Raw genomic sequence first — 19,527 nt, forward strand, 5'->3', positions numbered from 1 at the left:
ACGCAAGAGTTTTGAAGGCAAAGTTTGACAGATCGCTATTCATTCCTTCTGCCCTCTGCCTCCTGCCTCCTGCCTTCTTCCCTAAATCATCAAATTCTCAAACACCGCCGCTGCACCCATTCCACCACCAACACACATCGTCACCAAACCATAACGGACGCTACGCCGTTTCATTTCGTGGAAGAGGGTAGCTGTGAGTTTCGCACCTGTGCAACCGAGGGGATGACCAAGGGCGATCGCACCACCGTTGACGTTGACAATTTCTTCGTTGAGTCCGAGTTTGCGAATTACTGCTAAGCTTTGGGCAGCAAAGGCTTCGTTGAGTTCAATTAAGCCAATGTCGTTTAAGGTCAAACCGACTTGTTTTAAGACTTTCGGTATCGCTTCCACTGGGCCAATACCCATAACTTCCGGTGCGACACCTGCAACCGCATAGCCTAACATCTTACCCAGAGGACGGACATCGAGCATATGCATCATGCGATCGCTCATTACTACCGTTGCGGCTGCACCGTCTGACATTTGCGATGAGTTACCTGCCGTCACACCACCACCAACACGAAATACAGGTTGCAATTTCATCAAGGCTTCCATACTGGTATCAGCACGCGGCCCTTCATCCACCGTCATTACCTTTTCTATCGGTCGCGGAGTACCATCAACATAGAGTACTTCTTGCACTGTAATTGGTACAGTTTCTTCTGCAAATCGACCTTGCCTAATAGCAACTAACGCTTTTTCATGAGAACGCAGCGCAAAAGCATCCTGTTCTTGGCGAGAAATTTCGTATTGCTGCATGACATTTTCGGCTGTCATGCCCATCGTGCAGTAAGCTTTGGGTGTATTGATCATCATTTCTGGGTTGGGAGCCAAATAATGTCCTCCCATCGGAATCAAACTCATAGATTCCGCGCCACCCGCGACAATTACTTCTGCATGTCCTGCCATAATTGCTTGGGTTGCCATTGCGATCGTTTGCAGCCCCGAAGCACAGAAGCGATTCACAGTTTCACCTGCCACAGAATCAGGTAAATCTGCACGCTGGGCAATTAACCGCCCGATATTAAATCCCTGTTCTGCTTCCGGAAAAGCGCAACCCATAATTACATCATCAATGTATACAGGTTCTAAATCTTTAACTTTCGCAATTGCTGCTTTAACTGCAACTGCACCCATATCATCAGGACGCATATTATGTAGCGTCCCCCGTGGCGCTTTTCCTACAGGCGTGCGAACGCTACTCACTATATAGGCTTCTTTCATAAATAACTCCCACCTATTGATAAATAAGGCAAAAGAGAGATCTAACAAATTACTTCTTTCTTTTCTTTCTTCGCGTCCTTTGCGCCTTTGCGGTTCGTTAAAAAACTCAAAACTAACCGCGTTCGGCGAAGCCGTTCCCACAGGGTAGACGCGAAGAGCACAAAGGTAAGAGGGATTACAAGGGTTTGCGCGTTAGTTTCTGAGAGACTTTTTCGTCTTCAACGTATAAGCAAACCGTTCTTGAGTTTTCGGTTGGTGTAATAGTGGTAAAAAGGACTCTCTTTCCAATTTCGATAAATAATCCTCATCAACCAAAGCAGGTACAGTCAGTTCTCCACCAGTCATTACATACGCCAAGCGGCTAGCTAAATAATGGTCATATTCGGAAATGTATCCTCCCTGCTGCATGACGTAGGCGGCCTGGTCTAACATTGCCCGTGCTGAACGGCCTAGTACCATGATGGCGTTACGTTCTGGTGGTGGCATATAACCTATGTGGTCAAGACACAGCACTTCCTCTTTGGCAACAGATAAAATTCGGTCGGAATTCATCACAATCTTGGTTGTTGGTGAGAGGAAACCCAATTCTTGCCCTTCATGGGCGCTACTGGAAACCTTCGCCATACCAATAGTTTCAAACACTTTCCGCAGGAAGGGGAGAATGTCTTTTGGTGATTCGCTTGCGGCTTTGTCAGCTGCCCAAGTCACCATCCGCATAATACCGCCAGCCCCAGGAATTAAACCAACGCTGAGTTCTACCAGTCCGATGTAAGTCTCTGCGGCTGCTACTACATGGGGACAAGCTAAGACTAACTCACAACCTCCACCTAAAACCCGCCCGACAATTGCGGCAACAATTGGTTTGGGGAAATATTTTAGTCGTTGCAGTAATGCCTGGAATTTGACTATTAAATCGGCAATGCCTTTACCGTTATCTGTCTGGGCTAACATGGCCATTTCTGCCAAATTCGCACCACCAGAGAAGTTAGCACTTTCGTTACCAATGACTAATCCGCGGTAATCGCTGTTCTCGATCAGGTCTAATACCGCAGCTAAACCTTCTACGACTTTTAAAGTCAGGGTATGGCCTTTGGAATGAAATTCGTATAGAACTACTCCATCCCCTATGTCCAATAAAGAAGCTTCTGAGTTTTGCCACAAGATATTTTTGGCATCTTCTTTGATAGCTGGTATCAGAATTTCATCTGTTGGGGTTTTTGGTTGTTCGCTAATGCACACCGCACAAGCATCAACTACTTTTTGTTCAGCCCAAGATAGGCGGTCTTTTTGATAGAAACTATGCACGCCAGAATTGTGCATCTTTTCTACCCACTCTGGTACGGTGATACCAGCAGCTTTCATGTCTGCTAATACAGTCTCGAAGCCCAGGACATCCCAAATTTCAAACGGGCCGATTTCCCAAGCGAAACCCCAGCGGATTGCCCGATCAATATCTGCGGGTCTGTCGGCAATTTCTGGAATGCGACGAGCGCTGTAACCCAGAATTTCTAAGGTTGATTTGCGGAAGAAGGCTCCTGAGCGACCAGGATCGTGGTAGAGTTTGCGTAAGCGATCGCCTAAATCAGAAATCTTGCCAATTGCCTCAATATCCCCTAAGTCAAGTGGTTTAGCTGCTTCATAAGCTAGCGTCGTGGGATTAATCGAGAGAATTTCCTTACCTTGTTTCTTATAAAATCCTTGACCTGTTTTTGCTCCTAAAGTCCCCGTCTCTACGAGTTTCTTCATTAACGGAGGTACTCGCAACACCTCCCGGCTTTCATCGTGGGGAATGGCTGGGTAAAGGTTGTGTGCCACATACATCAATGTATCTAGCCCTACGACATCAGCAGTGCGAAATGTAGCTGATTTGGGTCGTCCTGCGATTACTCCTGTTAACGTATCAATTTCTTCAATTGTGTAACCTTGCTCAGTCACACCCTTTATTCCCAGCATGGTTGCATACATACCAATGCGGTTAGCAATAAAGTTTGGTGTGTCTTTGGCTATTACTACACCTTTACCGAGGTGTATTCTGCCAAACCATTGCATTCTTTCAAGGATCTGCGGGTCTGTATCAGGTGTAGGAATTAACTCTAGTAATTTAAGGTAGCGTGGAGGGTTAAAAAAGTGAGTACCTAAAAACCGCTTCCGAAAAGGCTCAGAACGCCCTTGAGCAATTTCATTGATGGGTAAGCCACTAGTATTAGTAGATACTACTGTATCATCACGAATTGTACTTTCTATCCGCGCCATCAAATCTTGTTTAACAGCGAGATTTTCTACTACAACTTCAATTACCCAATCAACATTATTAATCCGGTGAAAATGTTCGTCAAAATTGCCCAGAATGATGCGACGAGCTGTTTTTTCTGTAAATAAAATTGGTGGAGATTGCTTCAGCGCTTTTTTAAATGCTGTCTCTACTACATCATTTTTATTGTCGCCTTTAGCCGCAATATCCAATAATTGAACTGTGAGTCCCGCATTGGCTAGATGTGCGGCGATTTGAGTTCCCATCACCCCCGCACCTAAAACTGCGGCTGTTCGGAACGGCTTAAACATACATCACCCTTCCTTCTTCGATTTTGGATTTTGGATTGAATAATCGACTGCTTGTATATAGGGGTTCTGATAACGAACCACAGAGTCACAGAGAACACAGAGGAATGAGTTTTTGAGATATTGTTAGAAATGCAAAAAACAGAAGAATTTCACTAAAAATAAATATCTTCGTTCAAAAACGTTTTTCTTCTGCCTTCTGCCCGGTCACTGAGCGAAGCCGAAGTGCTGCCCTCTGCCTCAACCTATTTATGAATTGAGAGATTGAGCAAATGCAGGACATGAAAATGTTGAGTTCGCAGGACATAAGTCATCTATTTTTCCTATTTTTACATCCCCATGTCGTTGCATTTTATTGTCTTCATACATTGCATTAATTTTTTGAGCAAACACTTCTATAATTTTCGCTCGATTTACCTCCTGATTTGGTGTTAATAGTCCATTTTCTACAGTAAGTTCGGTATTAATTACCTGGAATCGTTTTACCGTTGACCAATGAGGTAAGTGACAGTTTGCTTCATCGATTAATGCTTGATATAAAGCAATAATGCAAGGATGTTGAAGCAAGTCTTCGCTAGGTAAATCAATTCCGATTGCTAAAGCCTGCTGATGTAAGTTTTCTAAATTAGGAAAAATTAGCACGGCACAGAATTTGCACTCCGAACCGACAGTAACAGCCTGTGCTACCAGAGGAGATTTTTTTAGCTTGCTTTCTATTGGTTGCGATGTTACATACTTACCTGTAGAGAGTTTAAAGCGGCTTTTCTTTAAACCAGTAATCTTGAGAAAGCCTTCAGAAGTAAATTCTCCTAAATCGCCTGTATGTAACCAACCTTGAGCATCGATTAGTTGCTGGGTAGCTTCCAGATTTTTGTAATAGCCTTGAGTAATGTAAGGACTTCTTGTGAGGATTTCGCCATCTTCGGCGATCGCAACTTCTACGCCAGCAATCGGTACGCCTACAGTTCCAGCACGGTTGAATTGACTGCGATTACAGGCTACTGCTGAACTGGTTTCAGTTAAACCGTAGCCTTGCAGAATTTTTATTCCCGCAGCAGCAAATAAATTTACAATTTCTGCTTTTAAACCTGCACCTCCACTCAGTAGATATTTTATATTGCCACCAAAAACAGAACGCCATTGTGAAAACACCAATCTATCTGCCAGCTTCAACATCAAAGCATCTTGACGTTGCGGGGTTTTTCCCAATTCATATTTTTGGGCTAATTTTACTGCCCAATTCATCATCGATTGAGATAGAGGAAGATAGAATTGACGCAATGAAATAGCCAGCAGTTTAGTGGATGGTTTCTTTGCCAAAGAAACAGCAGCGGTACGGGAGGGAAACCACTGCTTTGCAAGAGTTCTTCCTGTTGTAGACACCTGCATGGAAGCTTCTCGCAGGGTAGCAAGTGGTGTTTTTTCAGTCCAGGTAGCTGGAAAACTAAAGGGTAAAATCGTAATATGACGACGCGGTAAATTTACCCTTGTCTCTGTTTCTTTGTTGCTTCGTGTCTTATTTTTCTCTCCTTCTTCTATAAGCTTGCTATAAACTTTTTCTAATAGCAAAGGAACTGTAGCAAATATTGTTGGCTTGACTTCTTTCAGGTGTTTTAATACCCGATTAGAATTACTAAAATAAATGCTGTGACCATAGTTAATATGACCGTAGACAAAGACACGAGCCAAAACATGGGTTAACGGTAGGAATGAAAGAATTACCTCCTGTGCTCCAAATGCCAAATCAGGGATGCCGGTAAACATGGCTAATGCATTCGCAGAGAGATTTTCGTGGGTGAGCATTACCCCTTGAGGTTCTCCTGTAATGCCGGGAATGTAAATGATAGTTGCCAAGTCATCAGCTATTATTTTGGGATTAAGTTCCTGTAAACTAGCTTCCGAATTCTTTATCTGCCCCTGAGCGCGAATTTCCTCCAATGAAAAGACTTGAATACATTGGGGAATATCTCTAACTGATTGTGCTGATGAGTGTAAGGTTGGTAGCAACAAACATAGATTATTAGGAATTATTGAAATATCGCTATTTAGCGTTTTTTCATATTCCGTACTTTGTTGACAGGTTAATTGTTGTCGCTGTTGATGCCAATTATTAGGAACATCAGTAACTATTATTGTCTTGAGATGAGTTACATTTCCCAGATAAGGAATAATTTGAGACAGCAACTCGAGATTAGAAATAATTAGCGCCTTTGCTTCTGTGTGCTGCAAAATGAAGATAATGTGTTCAATTGTTTGGGTTAAATCAATTGGCACATTTACCAAACCTGCGAGTAAGGAACCTATGTCAGCAATACAAAAGTTGATATCGCTGTGCATGAGTAACGCAATCCGATCGCCTGCTTTCATTGGCAAGCTCAGCAAACCCAATGCTAATTCTGCCGTAGCCGTGCGCAATTCGCTGTTAGATAAAGGTTGCCAGCCAGTTTCTGCAAACTGGTTTAAGGCGCGAGGGTTAGGAAAGCGATCGCACGCTTCATCTAATAAGGAAGGCAAAGTACGCCCTAAGACTACTTCTCCAGAGTTGGGAGGCGCTCTATAGGTCTTATTGGTAGATAACATTTTATCCAAGAAGAGTTTCTTACTCTTCCCCTCGTTATCAGTTATCGGTCATCAGTTATCAGATGTTCGCTATTCACTGATAACTAATATAGGTATTAGAAAAATATTTTCCTAATCACCAAATTTTTTATTCTGAATAAAAATGCTCTAAGTCTCTGTTGAATAATTATTTCTCTTCAGATACTTGAGCGCAGCTTCATGCCAGACCAGGTAATGCCTAAGATGCCGACTTCTGATACCTAAATCCTGACAACTGCCAAATTTCTCCTTCCAAATAGGTATCTCTTAAAGACAGAATTAGTGTTGCTTTAAGTCTTAGGAGTATTCCCTACCTAATGACTTAAACTAAGCTCTTCTGTACTAATAATAATGTAGTTCATGCTGGGGATCAACGACAACGTTTGTATCTTTTTCGCAAAGAAAGCCATCAATGAGTAATAGTTTCAGTATGTAACGTAGGTATTTTTATCAAACACCTTGATGGTTGATTGTCTATATCTCCATCCAAATGCTTTTCTAGCCAATTCTCTAAATCTACAAGTACTTTTTGGTAATTAATATCCGCGTGAAAGTCGTGATAGTCTCCAGCATACTCATAGCTTTCTTTATCGGGGAAAGTTACCTTTTGGAAAAACGCCACGCTGCCTTCTGGCGGTGTGATTTTATCGCCACTGCTATACATAATTAACAAAGGGACTTGTAACTCGCAAGCATGAGTAGTAACCCATTTTTCAGTAGCGAAAAATTCGGCGGCCAGTCGCGCACTGCCATACTCGTGCCGTAATGGGTCTTGGGTGGCAATGAGATTCGGTCCGCGTAAATTTGTGCCTTTATCAAGACCTACTTTCAGGCTAAAGTTTGGCCAAAGTTGTGAAAGCATTCGCCCCAAAGCCACTTTCAGCAACGGCAGGTTAACTTTTCCTAAAGCAGGTGCTGTGAGGATTACTCCCTGCAAGCTTTGGGGAAAGCGCAAGGCATAATCTACAACGATCGCTGCTCCCAAACTGTGACCCCACAAAAAATATGCACAGCCAGGGCCTCGTTCTTGAATGCGCGTCAAGAAGGTGTGTAAATCTTCTCGCAACTCTGCCCAAGAATTAATATGTCCCCGTTGTCCGGGCGATCGCCCATGTCCTCGTAAGTCAAAAGCGTAGATAGCATAACCTAAAGGTAGTAAATGCTGGGCAGCATCCATAAATAATCCGCTATGCGCTCCAAACCCGTGTACTATGGCGATAACTGCCCGTACTTCACCCTCTGGCTGCCAGCTTTGGTAATAAAGTTCAAGCCCCCCTGCTCCGGTGAAGGTGCCTTCTATGTGTGTCATTGCTGTACCTACCAAATGCGTTTTTTTAGAATTTATGTCTCAAGACGCAATTGGAGATTGTTCTGTGTAGTTTCTGTGATTAGTAACTGTAATTATGTAGTGAGCACTCAATTGCTAACTACAAACTCTGACAACTAATCCACTATTACCTAGTTAAAACTTGGCCCTGAGTAGATATAATCTTGCCCGCTTTGTCGCTACTTTACGGCGTTTGCCGATATTATCAGGCTTTGATTTAACGTAAGTAAAAATGCTGGTATTAACAATCTACGTTTTGAGACCTTGATACAAATTGATTGAGAATTTGTTCGGTCTCAAGACATAGGTTTCAGAAGTCGTTGTGCATCTTTTTATATTGTATTAATTCTATTCAATTCAGTTGGGAGTCTCAACAATTATTAGCGCTTAATTATTAGATGTGTATTTTGCCAAGTTTGTTGCCAAAGGTGGAAGTAGACGTGGGGGACGCGGAGAATGTTGTTAATGGCGATCGCACTTCGTGTCAGCTAGTGCGGAGTCTCCAGTTGGAAATACGCTTCTGTCTTCTGCCTTATTTCCAAATCTTAAGAGCGATTGCCGCCATGAACAACAGAAAACCAATTTCTAGCACATAGCTGATAAAAACGCTTCTATTTAACAACCCATCCCTGAGATAGCCTTGAGGTTTAGGCGTAGCGATCCGCTTAAAAGTCAGAGATCTGAGAATAAGTATTGTAGGGTGGGCACTGCCCACCATATTTAGATTTTGATAAATACTGCCCAATACAAAGATTTTAATACTCATTCACGAAGATAAAAGCTTCATTCACGGAGCTAAAAGCCTCATTCGCGGAGATAATAGCCTCATTAATGGAGATAATAGCCTCATTCACGGAGCAAAAAGCTTCATTTACGGAGATAAAAGCTTCATTCACGGAGCAAAAAGCTTCATTTACGAAGATAAAAGCCTCATTAATGGAGCAAAAAGCTTCATTCACGGAGTAAAAAGCCTGATTCACGGAGATAAAAGCCTCATTAATGGAGCAAAAAGCCTCATCACGGGGCTAAAACTTTCATTAGAGACATGAAATTCCTCTCGCGTAGTCAGCACTGAAGTCTTGTCTAGGAGTTGCTGCTTTTCCCCGCCATTGATAAGTCACTCTAATTAACAACATCAGCCTTTTGTTGTCAACAGTAGTTGACAATTTGTAATAAAGTTGTTAAATTTAGTTACATAAGTTAACAACGGGGCAAACGAACTATGTACACCACTATTAACGAAGAAGGTATTCTCAACAACTACGCGACTGAACCCCAAACTTACTACGCTGTCTACCCTTCAACTGAGCAGCAAAGTCGCTATGCCTTCCAAGGTGCAGTTGCTACTTTATTAGTTACTGCTTTAGTGTTGTTTGCTTCTGGTATTAGCTAAAAGTTTCCCTTTTTTATCGCTGTATCTAATCGTCATTTGGACTTCTCCCATCAGCCTCGGTTAATCACCGGGGTTTTTTGTTTACAAGGAAAGTTCTTTCGCATACCCAAAATAAAGTCGGCAGGCTGGAAGCCTGGACGGCATTTGCTACCCTGCGGGAACGCTTTCAGCGAACAAGTCGGGGAACCCGCCCAACGCACTGCCTCGGCTATCGGTACGAAGCCCACCTTCGTGGGCTGAATTCTTTAGCCCACGAAGGTGGGCTTTGTTTGATTAGCCGCACCCTTCGAGGGTGACGGCGGGATTTCGGGATAAGCTAGGGATCTAATCCTCGCAACCCAAGAGAATTTATGTGCTGAACCACTAGTGCAACTGATTGATAATGCCACTCATATCAATACCCAACTTTTGTCCTAGCTTCAGCAGGCGATCGCATTTACTGTTTTCTCGCTCATTACTGAGGGTGGCGATACAAATTGGTAATATTTGACTGTGCAAGCAACTAAAGTATAGTTCTTGGGATCGATGCAGAGAAATACCAAAGTTTAGATGATATGCGGTATCAATCAACCGTTCTAAGCGTTGGATATCTGCATCTAAGCTACCATTGGGATCGTGTAACAATTGCCAAAGCAATCGCGTAATTAACTGTTCCAATATCTGCTTGCCTTCAGGAATATCCAGCCGACAACGCATATGCTTGGCTTCGTTGGCGATCGCTTCTAATTCGACGATGTGATTTGAGGTTAATTGCGGTTCCGCGATATCTTGCTCAAGCGATCGCAATGTTGTCAGACAGCGATATCCTAAAGCAATTTCCACTGCTACTTGCAACTCTTTTGGTACAGCTAGTTCATCTCGGTGAAACGCTGCAATCACGCCGTAATTATCACGGTACGCCTGGGTATAAAGCTGGTCTAAACGTGTCAGTGTTTCTTGACTCAGCAGCCGCATAATTCGGTGGCGTTCTTCGGCGAACAGAGTTTGTAAGCTAAAGGTTTCTTCCCCAAATAACTGCGTCATGATCAAGATAGTTTGAGCCGCACTAGCTTGTTGCAGCGAGCCAAACAGCTTGTCTTTTAATTGACTGTAGTCGCGTCGTCCGGCAAATGGTTGAATGCAGCAGTGGAAATCCCAGCCGCCCAAATGGAGAACTGCAAACACCAAATCTTCGCTTTCCCAAGTAATATCTGACACTAGCCGCAAATGACCAACTGCCAAAGTTAGCGATCCCATGCGTTGCATTTGGTAATCCAACTCATTAGCGGTGTAGCAGTAAACCCGCTTTTGGGAAACATGAGGATGTTTGCCATTAGTATCTTGTCCAGATAGGAAATTACGTGTCTCTGCTGGTTTGTGGTTGGCAAACAGAGAAGTAATAGCGTAGTGCGAGGCTACTTGTTGACAACTAATCTGGGCAGTCAATACTAGTTGGCGATAAATTTCGGTACCGTGCTTGAAATGGTCAACATTACTGGGGGCTAAACCCAGACGTTTGAGAAAGCCTTTTTCCAGCTGCACACCCGCTACATCCCCTGCTAGTTCTAAAGCGCGGGCGGCATAACGCAGAATCTGCGTACCTTCAGGGCGAGAAATTTCTTCAAAAAACCAACCACAACTAGTAAACATCAGCAAAGAATGACGCTGCATTTCCAATAAACGCAAAGCATCTACTTGTTCGGCGGCTGTGAGTTTGTGGGTTTGATGACGGCTTAGAAAACGACTAACATTGGCAGAAGAGCGATCGCGGATGACTTGAATATATTCATCTCTAGCTAGCCAGGGATCGCGGAATAGTTGTTTGCCATATTCTTCATATACTTCAAGTAGCTGATCTCGCAACCAATTCAAGGCATTGCGCAGGGGACGACGCCATTTCTGATGCCAAACACCGCCTTCACCACCGCAACCACAGTCATCTTGCCATCTATCTACACCGTGGGCACAACTCCAAGCAGTGATCGGCTTCAATTCCACTTCCCAAGCGGGAGTATTTAAACTCAGGTAATGAGCATAGTTTGTCACTGTCCAACCGTGGTTAGGAAACTCGCCCTTAAAAGCGTAGGCTAGAGTTTTCTCGGTTCCTTTCTTGTGGTGTCCAAAGGTTTCCCCATCGGTGGCGACAGAAATTAATTGCGCTGGACGATGATCCCCACGCACAGCTGAACCTATGCGTCCGGCAAAGTGATTGGAACTATAAATAACGTCACTAAAACCCATATCCCGAGAGATCGGGCCATCGTAGAAGAAGATATCAATGTAGGGTAATCCTTCTACGGATTCTGCATCTAATGCACCTTTGTCATGGTTGCTGTGAATTGCATTCAGAGGTGAAGATGCAATGCTGAGTTCAGGCTTCAAATAACAACGATAGGGACGGGTGGGATCAATCTGACTACCGCCAACTTCGTGCCATTCGGGGTGGGGATCGTCTTTCGTCGGCAGAAGACGGCAACGCTGTGCTTGCGATGGTGCGAGGACAATAAAGCGAATTCCTTCAGCCACCAAAGCTTCGAGAGTGGCATAGTCTACAGCAGTTTCCGCCAACCACATACCTTCGGGATCGCGGTCAAAGCGGGAACGGAAGTCTTCTTTGCCCCAGCGAATTTGGGTATATTTGTCCCGTTCATTAGCCAGAGGCATGATGATGTGATTGTATACTTGCGCGATCGCATTACCGTGACCGTGCAAGCGCTGGGAACTCTTGGCATCTGCTTCCAAAATCCGCTGATAAACCTCAACATCGTAGCGTTCTAGCCACGACATTAACGTGGGGCCGATATTAAAGCTCATATACTCGTAATTATTTACGATATCTATGACTTCGCCCCGGTCATTTAACACCCTGGCAAAGGCATTCGGACGATAGCATTCCCAATGAATCCGCTCATTCCAATCATGGAAAGGTGCAGCACTCGGTTGGCGTTCAATTGCGTCCAGATATGGGTTTTCCCTTGGTGGCTGGTAAAAGTGACCATGCACAGTGACATAAACACCCGTTGCCGTTCTTAGGGGATCGCTCTGGGAAGTATGTCTGGGATCGTATTGTGACGTGAATTTTGAGCCAGAACTAGCTGGCAGTTCAGCAGCAGAAGTCATGTATATTTATTCCAAAATCAAAAAAACTTGCAGTTGTGTCAAAAATGGGACTGTTAACCTTTATTCAAGGGCTTGAACACAAAATCCGGTACCGATAACAACTATGTAATACAGTCAAAGTTCTAACAAAGCGGTCTTAGTATAGCGGGAAATCTGCGTTATCGCACAGTCCTTTCCCAAAAGGCATCAAATTATTAGCCATCGAAAAACTCCTAATTGTGGAGCCTATACTGTTGGTAACGCCAATAAATTTAATTGTCTTTTAATATATTAAACCGCATTTTTTCAGTAAAATATCGACCTCAAGTCATAGTTTTGCTACGAAACATTGCAAAATCTACGCAAAACGCAATTTTATATTACATATCTAGCTTGAGAATGAAAACCGTAAAATCTCGGAACTACTACATGAGAATGTTGATGAGTAAAGGCTGACGCAGTGAGACAGCGCTGTGGGAGAGTTAGCCCAACTCAGGCCACTGTGAACCTGAAAACTGAGGCAGAGATTAAGAAAATTAAAGTTCACCGCGTCATCGCATCCTTTTGCGGGTTTGCACTCATCTGGATCAACCGCACCAAGATTTAATCCGTTAATGTTGTTGTGATCGACTCATAGTGTATCTCAGAAAAGTTTGGGCAAAATAAAAGGGCTAACTAAGTTTCCTTGGTTAGCCTTTGAGCAAAAGGAAACAATTGTTTGATGACGATGGCAATTTTATCTGCGATCGCATCTGCTACCAATCACTCACCAAACCAAAATCTGCATTTTAGCAAGCTTGTCATCAACACAAATTTTGGTAGCTAATAGTGATAAGTGCTACACAGATGCTAACCTTTTTGTTCAAAGTAGTTCTCCTACTTGGGAACTAATTTTAACCCTCAGCCTGGGTTGAACAACTGAGGCTGATGACTCAAGAGCCTGATGATGTCACAGCCAATATTCCTCATGAGTATTGACTATATAGGCATCTGTGACTAGATACCCTCAACTCAAAGTGACCAATGTCAGTCAAAAACATTATTTTTCTCTTTTTGTTATGTTTTATCCCGGTTTCCTTAGCAGCTCACTTTTTGGGGTGGGGCGACTTGATAGTTTTCATCACAGCTGGATTAGCAATTCTCCCCTTAGCAGCTTGGATGGGTACGGCCACAGAGGAAATTGCTGTGGTAGTTGGTCCTTCATTAGGAGGGCTATTAAATGCCACCTTTGGTAATGCTACGGAACTAATTATTGCTTTAGTTGCGCTGAAAGCTGGGCTAGTAAATGTAGTCAAGGCCAGTGTCACCGGCTCGATTATTAGCAATCTACTACTAGTGATGGGTCTTTCTATGCTTTTAGGAGGACTACGGTATAAGGAACAGACATTTGAGCCAATTATAGCGCGGGTAAATGCTTCAGCTATGAATCTGGCGGTAATTGCTATTCTGCTACCTACCGCTATGGACATTACGTCTAAGGGGATTGGCCGACAAACTCTACAACATTTTTCTGTTGCCGTTGCCATAGTATTAATCTTGGTCTACGCGCTAACACTGCTATTTTCGATGAAAACCCACTCCTATTTATATGAAGTGGGGATGGTAGAAGCAGAGATAGACGAAATGCCCCATAACAAACCAAATATGTGGTTATGGAGTGGTGTACTTCTAGTATGTACGCTCTTAGTAGCTCTGGAGTCGGAAATGCTAGTTGATTCTTTGGAAGTAGCTACATCCCAGCTAGGTTTGTCAGCACTGTTTACTGGGGTGATTATTGTTCCTATTGTGGGTAACGCTGCGGAACACGCCACAGCAGTCACCGTAGCGATGAAAGATAAGATGGATCTTTCTCTTTCCGTAGCTGTGGGATCGAGTATGCAAATTGCTTTATTTGTCGCTCCCGTTTTAGTGATCGCAGGTTGGGTGTTTGGTCAACCGATGGATTTAAATTTTCAACCTTTTGAATTAGTAGCTGTTGCTGTAGCCGTGTTGATTGCCAACAGCATTAGTTCTGATGGTAAATCTAATTGGCTAGAAGGAACCTTATTATTAGCTGCCTACACAGTCTTGGGAATAGCTTTCTACTTCCACCCAGTCATTGATGGCATCGGTTAGTTACCAGCAAACATCAACTTCATGGGCGATCGCTTACACTTTAATCGAGAGCGATCGCTTTTTAATCGGGTTAAAGAGCATTGTCATCCTAAGTTGCGATCGCTAACCATTCACAAATAATCAAGTAACAGCTAGTTATTAAACATTACTTCCGAATTATGGAAACAATACCTACAACTCAAGCACAACCTTTGAATGCGCGTGCTACCGCTAATCCCAGTCTGCCAAATCTACGGTTTGGTGATTCCGGTGATGCTGTCAGAGTGTTACAGCGGCTGTTATTAAATCATCGCTATGCTGTTAAAGTTGATGGAGTTTTTGGTGCATTAACAGAGACGGCTGTTAAAGCTTTTCAGAATCAGCGGAATTTAAATGCAGATGGAGTAGTCGGTCCTCGAACTTGGCGCGAGTTAGCATAATTAGCTATTAGAGATTATTTATTACTAATTAATCATGTTTTTAGCTAAATTAATCCCTTGCTATCGCTACCCTACGAGCAGCCTCATTTCTCCTATCTACTCAGCGACTTTGAAAAAGAAGTAAGATGGGCAATTCAGAATTCACAATACAATCAGTTAAGGATTCAGCCCCGACTGATTGAAGAATACCAAATTTTAAATGTGGTGGGGGTCTTAAACCCAGTTATTCATCTGCTCTTAAAATCCGCAAGCTAAATTCTGACCCCTGACTTTTGAATTCTTTATTGATAAAATTCCAAATTAAATAGGTATTATTGTAGATTTTATAGTTGTTTTGTAGATAACAAGCGGCTTAAAGTAGAGTATGTTATTTTTATTTCCACGCTAGCTAGACTCTTAAGAGATACAAGGCATAGGGAATAAACTAAGGAAGTTTTTCTTTTATTAGTTGCTCGCATCTAAAAGCACTAGTTAGAGGTTCTTATCTAAAGATGAGAATGCAGATATTAACCATCAACTAACTGCATATAAAAAAACATAAAATTAAACAGTTATCTCTTAAGTATGGACTGTAAAACATAAGCCCTTAGGGGCATAACATTGTTATGTCAATACCATATTTTGTATCCAAGCAATAACAATTTTTTGCTAATAAATTATTACATGACTTTTTTGTGTATTCCTATGCATTATTCCGGAATAATATAAACTCGGTGTGTGAAAAGGAATATTGGTGTTAGTACAAAGAACTATAATGAGTGAAATTGGCCTGCTGATGACGGGCGTGTTAACAACAGGACAACCATCTTTGCCCGATTTACCGGAGCAGCAACCGCCTCATCTAGAAAATAGCTTACAAAACTCAATACAGAACCAATCATCTCAAGTAGTTCCAACTGCTCAAATTACACCACCAGAATTTATGGAGACAGATGGACCTTCCCTAGCTACCCCGCTATCCCCTAAATTCAACAAACAAAATCTCGTTAAAGAAATTAGCAAAAAGCTATTGCAGCATTCTCAGCCTGTAATAGCAGACAATTTAATAGCCAGAGCAAGAGTCCAAAAGTATAATAGCCAACCGCCAACTATACGTTTTGGTAGCTCAGGTGTGATCGTCAGAGTATTGCAACGGCTGTTAGTGGCTCATGGCTATGGAATGCGGGTTGATGGGGTATTTGGCCCATTAACAGAGGCGGCTGTTAAAGCATTTCAAAATCGGCGGAGTTTAGCAGCAGATGGAATAGTCGGTCAAAGAACTTGGCGTGAGTTGACAATTTAGTTAAAAGTCAATAGTAAATATTGAGTAGGTATGTTACGGCCACGTAAAGATTTGAGCTTTTGAAAGAGTAAGTAATAGCCGTAACGCACCGTATTTATTGGTGCGTTACGCGTTGCGATAACGCACTCTACTGGACTGACATGCCTAAAATGGTGCGTTACAGAAATCCATTTTATCGGTGTTCATCTGTGTTCATCGGTGGTTCATTTTCTCCTCGCTAATGCACTAAATTAGCTGTGTCAGTCCACTACTGACTAATGACTAATTAGCGATACTTATGCTGCTCCAATAGTTGTTGTGCTCTTGGCTTGTAAATTAAATAGAACAAAGACTCTATATAACGCAGCAAATCCTCTCGATTTTCGTGAGAAGTAAAGTTCCAAAAACCGTAAATTCGCGCTAAAGATAGCAGCTTTGTTGTATGAATTCTCCAAGTATAGGTGCTGTAAACTCGCTCAATGCTTTGCTGAGAAATTGACTGCCAATAATTAGGATTGTGTTCACACTTAGTGACAAAATCTAAAATTTTAACAGCGGTTTCTTCCAAATTTGTTGGGTTAATGTAAAATCCATTAACCTTGTCTTGAATAATTTCTAAAGGACCACCAAATTGTGTGGCGAAAGTTGGTATTCCTGAAATCATTGCTTCCAAAATTGTCAAACCAAATGCTTCAAATAAAGCAGGTTGCACAAATATTCCCTGATGGTCGGCAATTACGCGGTAAATTTCACCAGAATCAGTTTTAGATAAGCGCACACCCAACCAGCGAATCTTGCCGTGGAGATTGTACTGATCAATAATTTGGTAAAGTTTAACAATTTCGTCCCTTTCTTCGTTGTCGCCTGATTCTTCAACACGCAACTTACCTGCTACCAAAATTAAGTTGCAATGTTCTTGTAATTCTTGATTTTTACCAAAGCATTCTGCTAAACCAGTGAGGTTTTTAATCCGATCGAGACGTGCCATCGAGAAAATAGGACGCTTGTCAGGATCGTCAAGTTTACCAAAAATTTGACTAGGATCATCTAGAGTGAAAAGCATTTCATTAATGCGATGGCGATCACTCTCCACTCGGTCTTCATTCCGCGTATAGGGGAAATAGTAATTCTCATTCACCCCTGGTGGAACCACATTAAATTTAGGACTAAATAATTCAATGCCATTCACTACATGATATAAATCCGGCATAGTAAAGCATTTATATGATTCATACTGGCCTACACTATCCGGTGTTCCCACAATTTCTTGGTAGGTGCTGCTAATAACAAAATTGGCAGCATTCATGGCAATTAAATCAGCAGTAAATTGTAAGGAAAAATGATATTTATCCTCTAAATCGTTCCAGTACAAGTTACTGAACAAGTATTTAGATTTTTCTAAGGCATGAGCAATGTTACACTGGGTGACTTTCATGCGTCTTGCCAGTAGAAATGCTACTAAATTACCATCAGAATAGTTACCAACAATTAAGTCGGGTCGTCCTTGGAATTCTGCCCGCAGTTCTTTTTCGGCATCAATGGCGTAAGTTTCTAAATAAGGCCAAAACTCAAACCGCGAAATCCAGTTTTGCGTCATGTTGGGATTGAACTCCCGCAATGGTACTCGCAATATCCAGGCGTTTTCTGTGCCGTGAACTTTTTCTAAACGTTGGTTACAAAGAGTACCATCATTATTAGGAATTAAGCGGCTAAGAATAATTCCCTTGGGCTGAACATTTAATCCTTCTAAACCGGCTAATCTGACATCTTCTTGCAGTTGCGTTTCTAGAGACTTGGCCTGATCGAGGACGTAAACGACCTGACCGCCAGTATCGGGACGTCCTAATACTCCCTCTTGTCCGAACCATCCGTGGGGAGACACCAGGACGATTCTAAAAATCATCGGAATCCGAGAAATAAAAGCTTCTAGAGCCTGGGGATCGGGAGAATCTATCAATTCATCAAGAATGTTCAAAGTCTCCTGGGTGCGCTGGGCTGTATTTCCCCAACCCGGTTCAAAACCCATTGTTTGTAGAGTGAAGCGAAATTCTTCATAGGGTTCATTACTGGGGCGATCGCTCACAAAGGCTAGAGCTTTCTTGACTTGCTCGGAAAGTTGTTGCTGTGATTTGATGCGATCGTTGATTAGCAGCTGCACACCATTATATTGATGTAACCGCAAGAAGTTAAATAAGCTCTCCAGCCACTGTTTAGCGTCTTGTAATAACTTGCTAGATAAATAACGGTTGAGGAAGTTTACTCCCTTACCTATATTTTTCGGATCGCGAATTGCTGGCGAGTAGTCATAAAAGGGGCCAAAGTCCAGTTCTAGCAGGTCGCCTTCATTGGGATGAAATCTGTTGACTATGCGATCGCGCATATCCAACAATTCCTGTACAGTCATTTGTTCTACTTTTAGGTCTTCTGTTAGCCGATAAACTTCTTGGCTGGCTATCTTGGGCCGAATAATAAAACAGAGGTTTGAATCTTCTTGAATAATCTCTTGAGTATAGTAAATTAATTTGCCTAAATGAGAAGAACTGTCTGACTTCCCAGTATTCTTGTACTTGGAGCAATATTCACTATATACATTAATGATATCGTTACGTAACAAATATTTTTTTTCTTGCTGGCGTAACTCACTAGTAAAAGAACGCAAATCACTCTTCTCGTCACTATCTAGGAGTATTTGAAACAATTCAGACATAGCAACTCCTCCAAAAGATGAATTTGTATTTTCGACTCTAGGGCCAAATCAGTCAGCTAATGCGCATCTAAATTGGACATTTTTTCCTATTCGCGCAGCGTCTCCAATAGGAGAAGACCGCCATTAGTCTATTTTTCCTAAACACAAATGACCAATGACGACCCTGATAAGTCAATATACACTTTAAATGCGTCATAGCTTATTGACTTATTGTTGAATCGGATATCAACAAGATCTGTATTACAGCTTTATTCAAACTGCCTAGCAAATCATGTTCACTTTACTTAAAGTATCTATTACTCAGTACTTTGAACTCTAACTAAAGGCATAGAATTTTACATACTTTTTCTAGATGCATTTACTCTCAGCCTTTCAGGGACAAGGTTTTGAGATATTTTATTTTCTTGAAGTAAATTATTTTCAAAGGTAGATGCTTTGTAATTACGATGAGTACTAGCGTCGAAAGTTGCCCCAAAAAATTTCTTGCTTCATAACTAAATCTAATTTATAGATGTACTATTAACTAAGTAAAGTTTTCTCAAAAACAAATTGTCAGACTGATTCTCCTATCAGTATGTAGATCAGTCGCTTTGGTAATTTATCTAGCTAATATTTCGCAATTTTTATTTATTATAATTACAGTATCAGCAACATCATGATTATCTCTTAGCTGGCATTTTGTAGACTCAACTTAATTTTTATTATTTGAGGTTTTTAATATTTGATTGTGTAAAAAATAACCTATTTAGAAGCAGATTCAATATCTAACCAGATGTGCTTCTTACATTTTTTATTTAACTGTTGTCT

The 19,527-nt window shown here is 42.0% G+C and carries 10 protein-coding genes and 1 pseudogene; 5 read left to right on the forward strand and 6 right to left on the reverse strand.

The genetic code is table 11. The features are described 5' to 3' along the window. Positions 1-81: 81 nt before the first annotated feature. The 4 genes from BV372_RS26155 to BV372_RS26170 all read right to left on the reverse strand — a co-directional run bounded on the left by BV372_RS26155 (position 82) and on the right by BV372_RS26170 (position 7,729). A complete protein-coding gene (locus BV372_RS26155) occupies positions 82-1,263 on the reverse strand; it encodes an acetyl-CoA C-acyltransferase (RefSeq protein WP_086689443.1) in 1,182 nt (393 codons plus the stop codon). Positions 1,264-1,455: 192 nt separating this feature from the next. Further along, positions 1,456-3,825, reverse strand: a complete 2,370-nt coding sequence (locus tag BV372_RS26160; RefSeq protein WP_086689412.1) for a 3-hydroxyacyl-CoA dehydrogenase/enoyl-CoA hydratase family protein — start codon at positions 3,823-3,825, stop codon at positions 1,456-1,458. A gap of 246 nt (positions 3,826-4,071) precedes the next feature. Next, complete coding sequence (locus BV372_RS26165) at positions 4,072-6,402, reverse strand: long-chain fatty acid--CoA ligase (protein ID WP_086689413.1); 2,331 nt, start codon at positions 6,400-6,402, stop codon at positions 4,072-4,074. A 427-nt stretch (positions 6,403-6,829) separates the two neighbouring features. Further along, positions 6,830-7,729 carry an alpha/beta hydrolase gene (locus tag BV372_RS26170; protein WP_086689414.1) on the reverse strand — a complete coding sequence of 300 codons (900 nt, stop codon included), beginning with the start codon at positions 7,727-7,729 and terminating at the stop codon, positions 6,830-6,832. 425 nt (positions 7,730-8,154) lie between these two features. Here BV372_RS26170 and BV372_RS36685 point away from each other — a divergent pair, with 425 nt between their 5' ends. Then, entirely contained in the window at positions 8,155-8,343 is a 189-nt protein-coding gene (locus BV372_RS36685) for a hypothetical protein (protein WP_218776774.1), read from the forward strand. A 626-nt stretch (positions 8,344-8,969) separates the two neighbouring features. Continuing rightward, positions 8,970-9,140 carry a photosystem II assembly protein Psb34 gene (gene psb34 / locus BV372_RS35465; protein ID WP_143845296.1) on the forward strand — a complete coding sequence of 57 codons (171 nt, stop codon included), beginning with the start codon at positions 8,970-8,972 and terminating at the stop codon, positions 9,138-9,140. A gap of 363 nt (positions 9,141-9,503) precedes the next feature. Here the strand turns inward: psb34 and BV372_RS26185 are convergent, their stop codons facing one another. Next, positions 9,504-12,239, reverse strand: coding sequence for a DUF3536 domain-containing protein (locus BV372_RS26185; protein ID WP_086689417.1), 2,736 nt, complete (start codon positions 12,237-12,239; stop codon positions 9,504-9,506). Positions 12,240-13,241: 1,002 nt separating this feature from the next. On the opposite strand from BV372_RS26185, the gene cax reads away from it, so the two are divergent. The 3 genes and pseudogenes from cax (at position 13,242) to BV372_RS26200 (ending at position 16,034) form a co-directional block, all read left to right on the forward strand. After that, complete coding sequence (cax, locus tag BV372_RS26190; RefSeq protein WP_086689418.1) at positions 13,242-14,333, forward strand: calcium/proton exchanger; 1,092 nt, start codon at positions 13,242-13,244, stop codon at positions 14,331-14,333. 212 nt (positions 14,334-14,545) lie between these two features. Continuing rightward, positions 14,546-14,752 (forward strand): annotated as a pseudogene (locus BV372_RS26195) (peptidoglycan-binding protein); the annotation flags it as partial. A gap of 754 nt (positions 14,753-15,506) precedes the next feature. Then, positions 15,507-16,034, forward strand: a complete 528-nt coding sequence (locus BV372_RS26200) for a peptidoglycan-binding protein (protein WP_086689419.1) — start codon at positions 15,507-15,509, stop codon at positions 16,032-16,034. Between the two features lie 265 nt (positions 16,035-16,299). Here the strand turns inward: BV372_RS26200 and BV372_RS26205 are convergent, their stop codons facing one another. Beyond that, positions 16,300-18,720 (reverse strand): sucrose synthase, encoded by a 2,421-nt coding sequence (locus tag BV372_RS26205; protein ID WP_086689420.1) that lies wholly within the window; start codon positions 18,718-18,720, stop codon positions 16,300-16,302. Between the last annotated feature and the right edge of the window lie 807 nt (positions 18,721-19,527).

The sequence above is a fragment of the Nostoc sp. T09 genome (assembly GCF_002154695.1).
Lineage (GTDB): Bacteria > Cyanobacteriota > Cyanobacteriia > Cyanobacteriales > Nostocaceae > Aulosira.

What these genes read in the sequence shown, in the direction of transcription:
- psb34 (WP_143845296.1), top strand. Translation starts at nt 8,970, where the DNA reads ATGTACACCACTATTAACGAAGAAGGTATTCTCAACAACTACGCGACT.
- BV372_RS26185 (WP_086689417.1), bottom strand. Translation starts at nt 12,239, where the DNA reads ATGACTTCTGCTGCTGAACTGCCAGCTAGTTCTGGCTCAAAATTCACG.
- BV372_RS26165 (WP_086689413.1), bottom strand. Translation starts at nt 6,402, where the DNA reads ATGTTATCTACCAATAAGACCTATAGAGCGCCTCCCAACTCTGGAGAA.
- cax (WP_086689418.1), top strand. Translation starts at nt 13,242, where the DNA reads ATGTCAGTCAAAAACATTATTTTTCTCTTTTTGTTATGTTTTATCCCG.
- BV372_RS26200 (WP_086689419.1), top strand. Translation starts at nt 15,507, where the DNA reads ATGAGTGAAATTGGCCTGCTGATGACGGGCGTGTTAACAACAGGACAA.
- BV372_RS26205 (WP_086689420.1), bottom strand. Translation starts at nt 18,720, where the DNA reads ATGTCTGAATTGTTTCAAATACTCCTAGATAGTGACGAGAAGAGTGAT.
- BV372_RS26170 (WP_086689414.1), bottom strand. Translation starts at nt 7,729, where the DNA reads ATGACACACATAGAAGGCACCTTCACCGGAGCAGGGGGGCTTGAACTT.
- BV372_RS26160 (WP_086689412.1), bottom strand. Translation starts at nt 3,825, where the DNA reads ATGTTTAAGCCGTTCCGAACAGCCGCAGTTTTAGGTGCGGGGGTGATG.
- BV372_RS26155 (WP_086689443.1), bottom strand. Translation starts at nt 1,263, where the DNA reads ATGAAAGAAGCCTATATAGTGAGTAGCGTTCGCACGCCTGTAGGAAAA.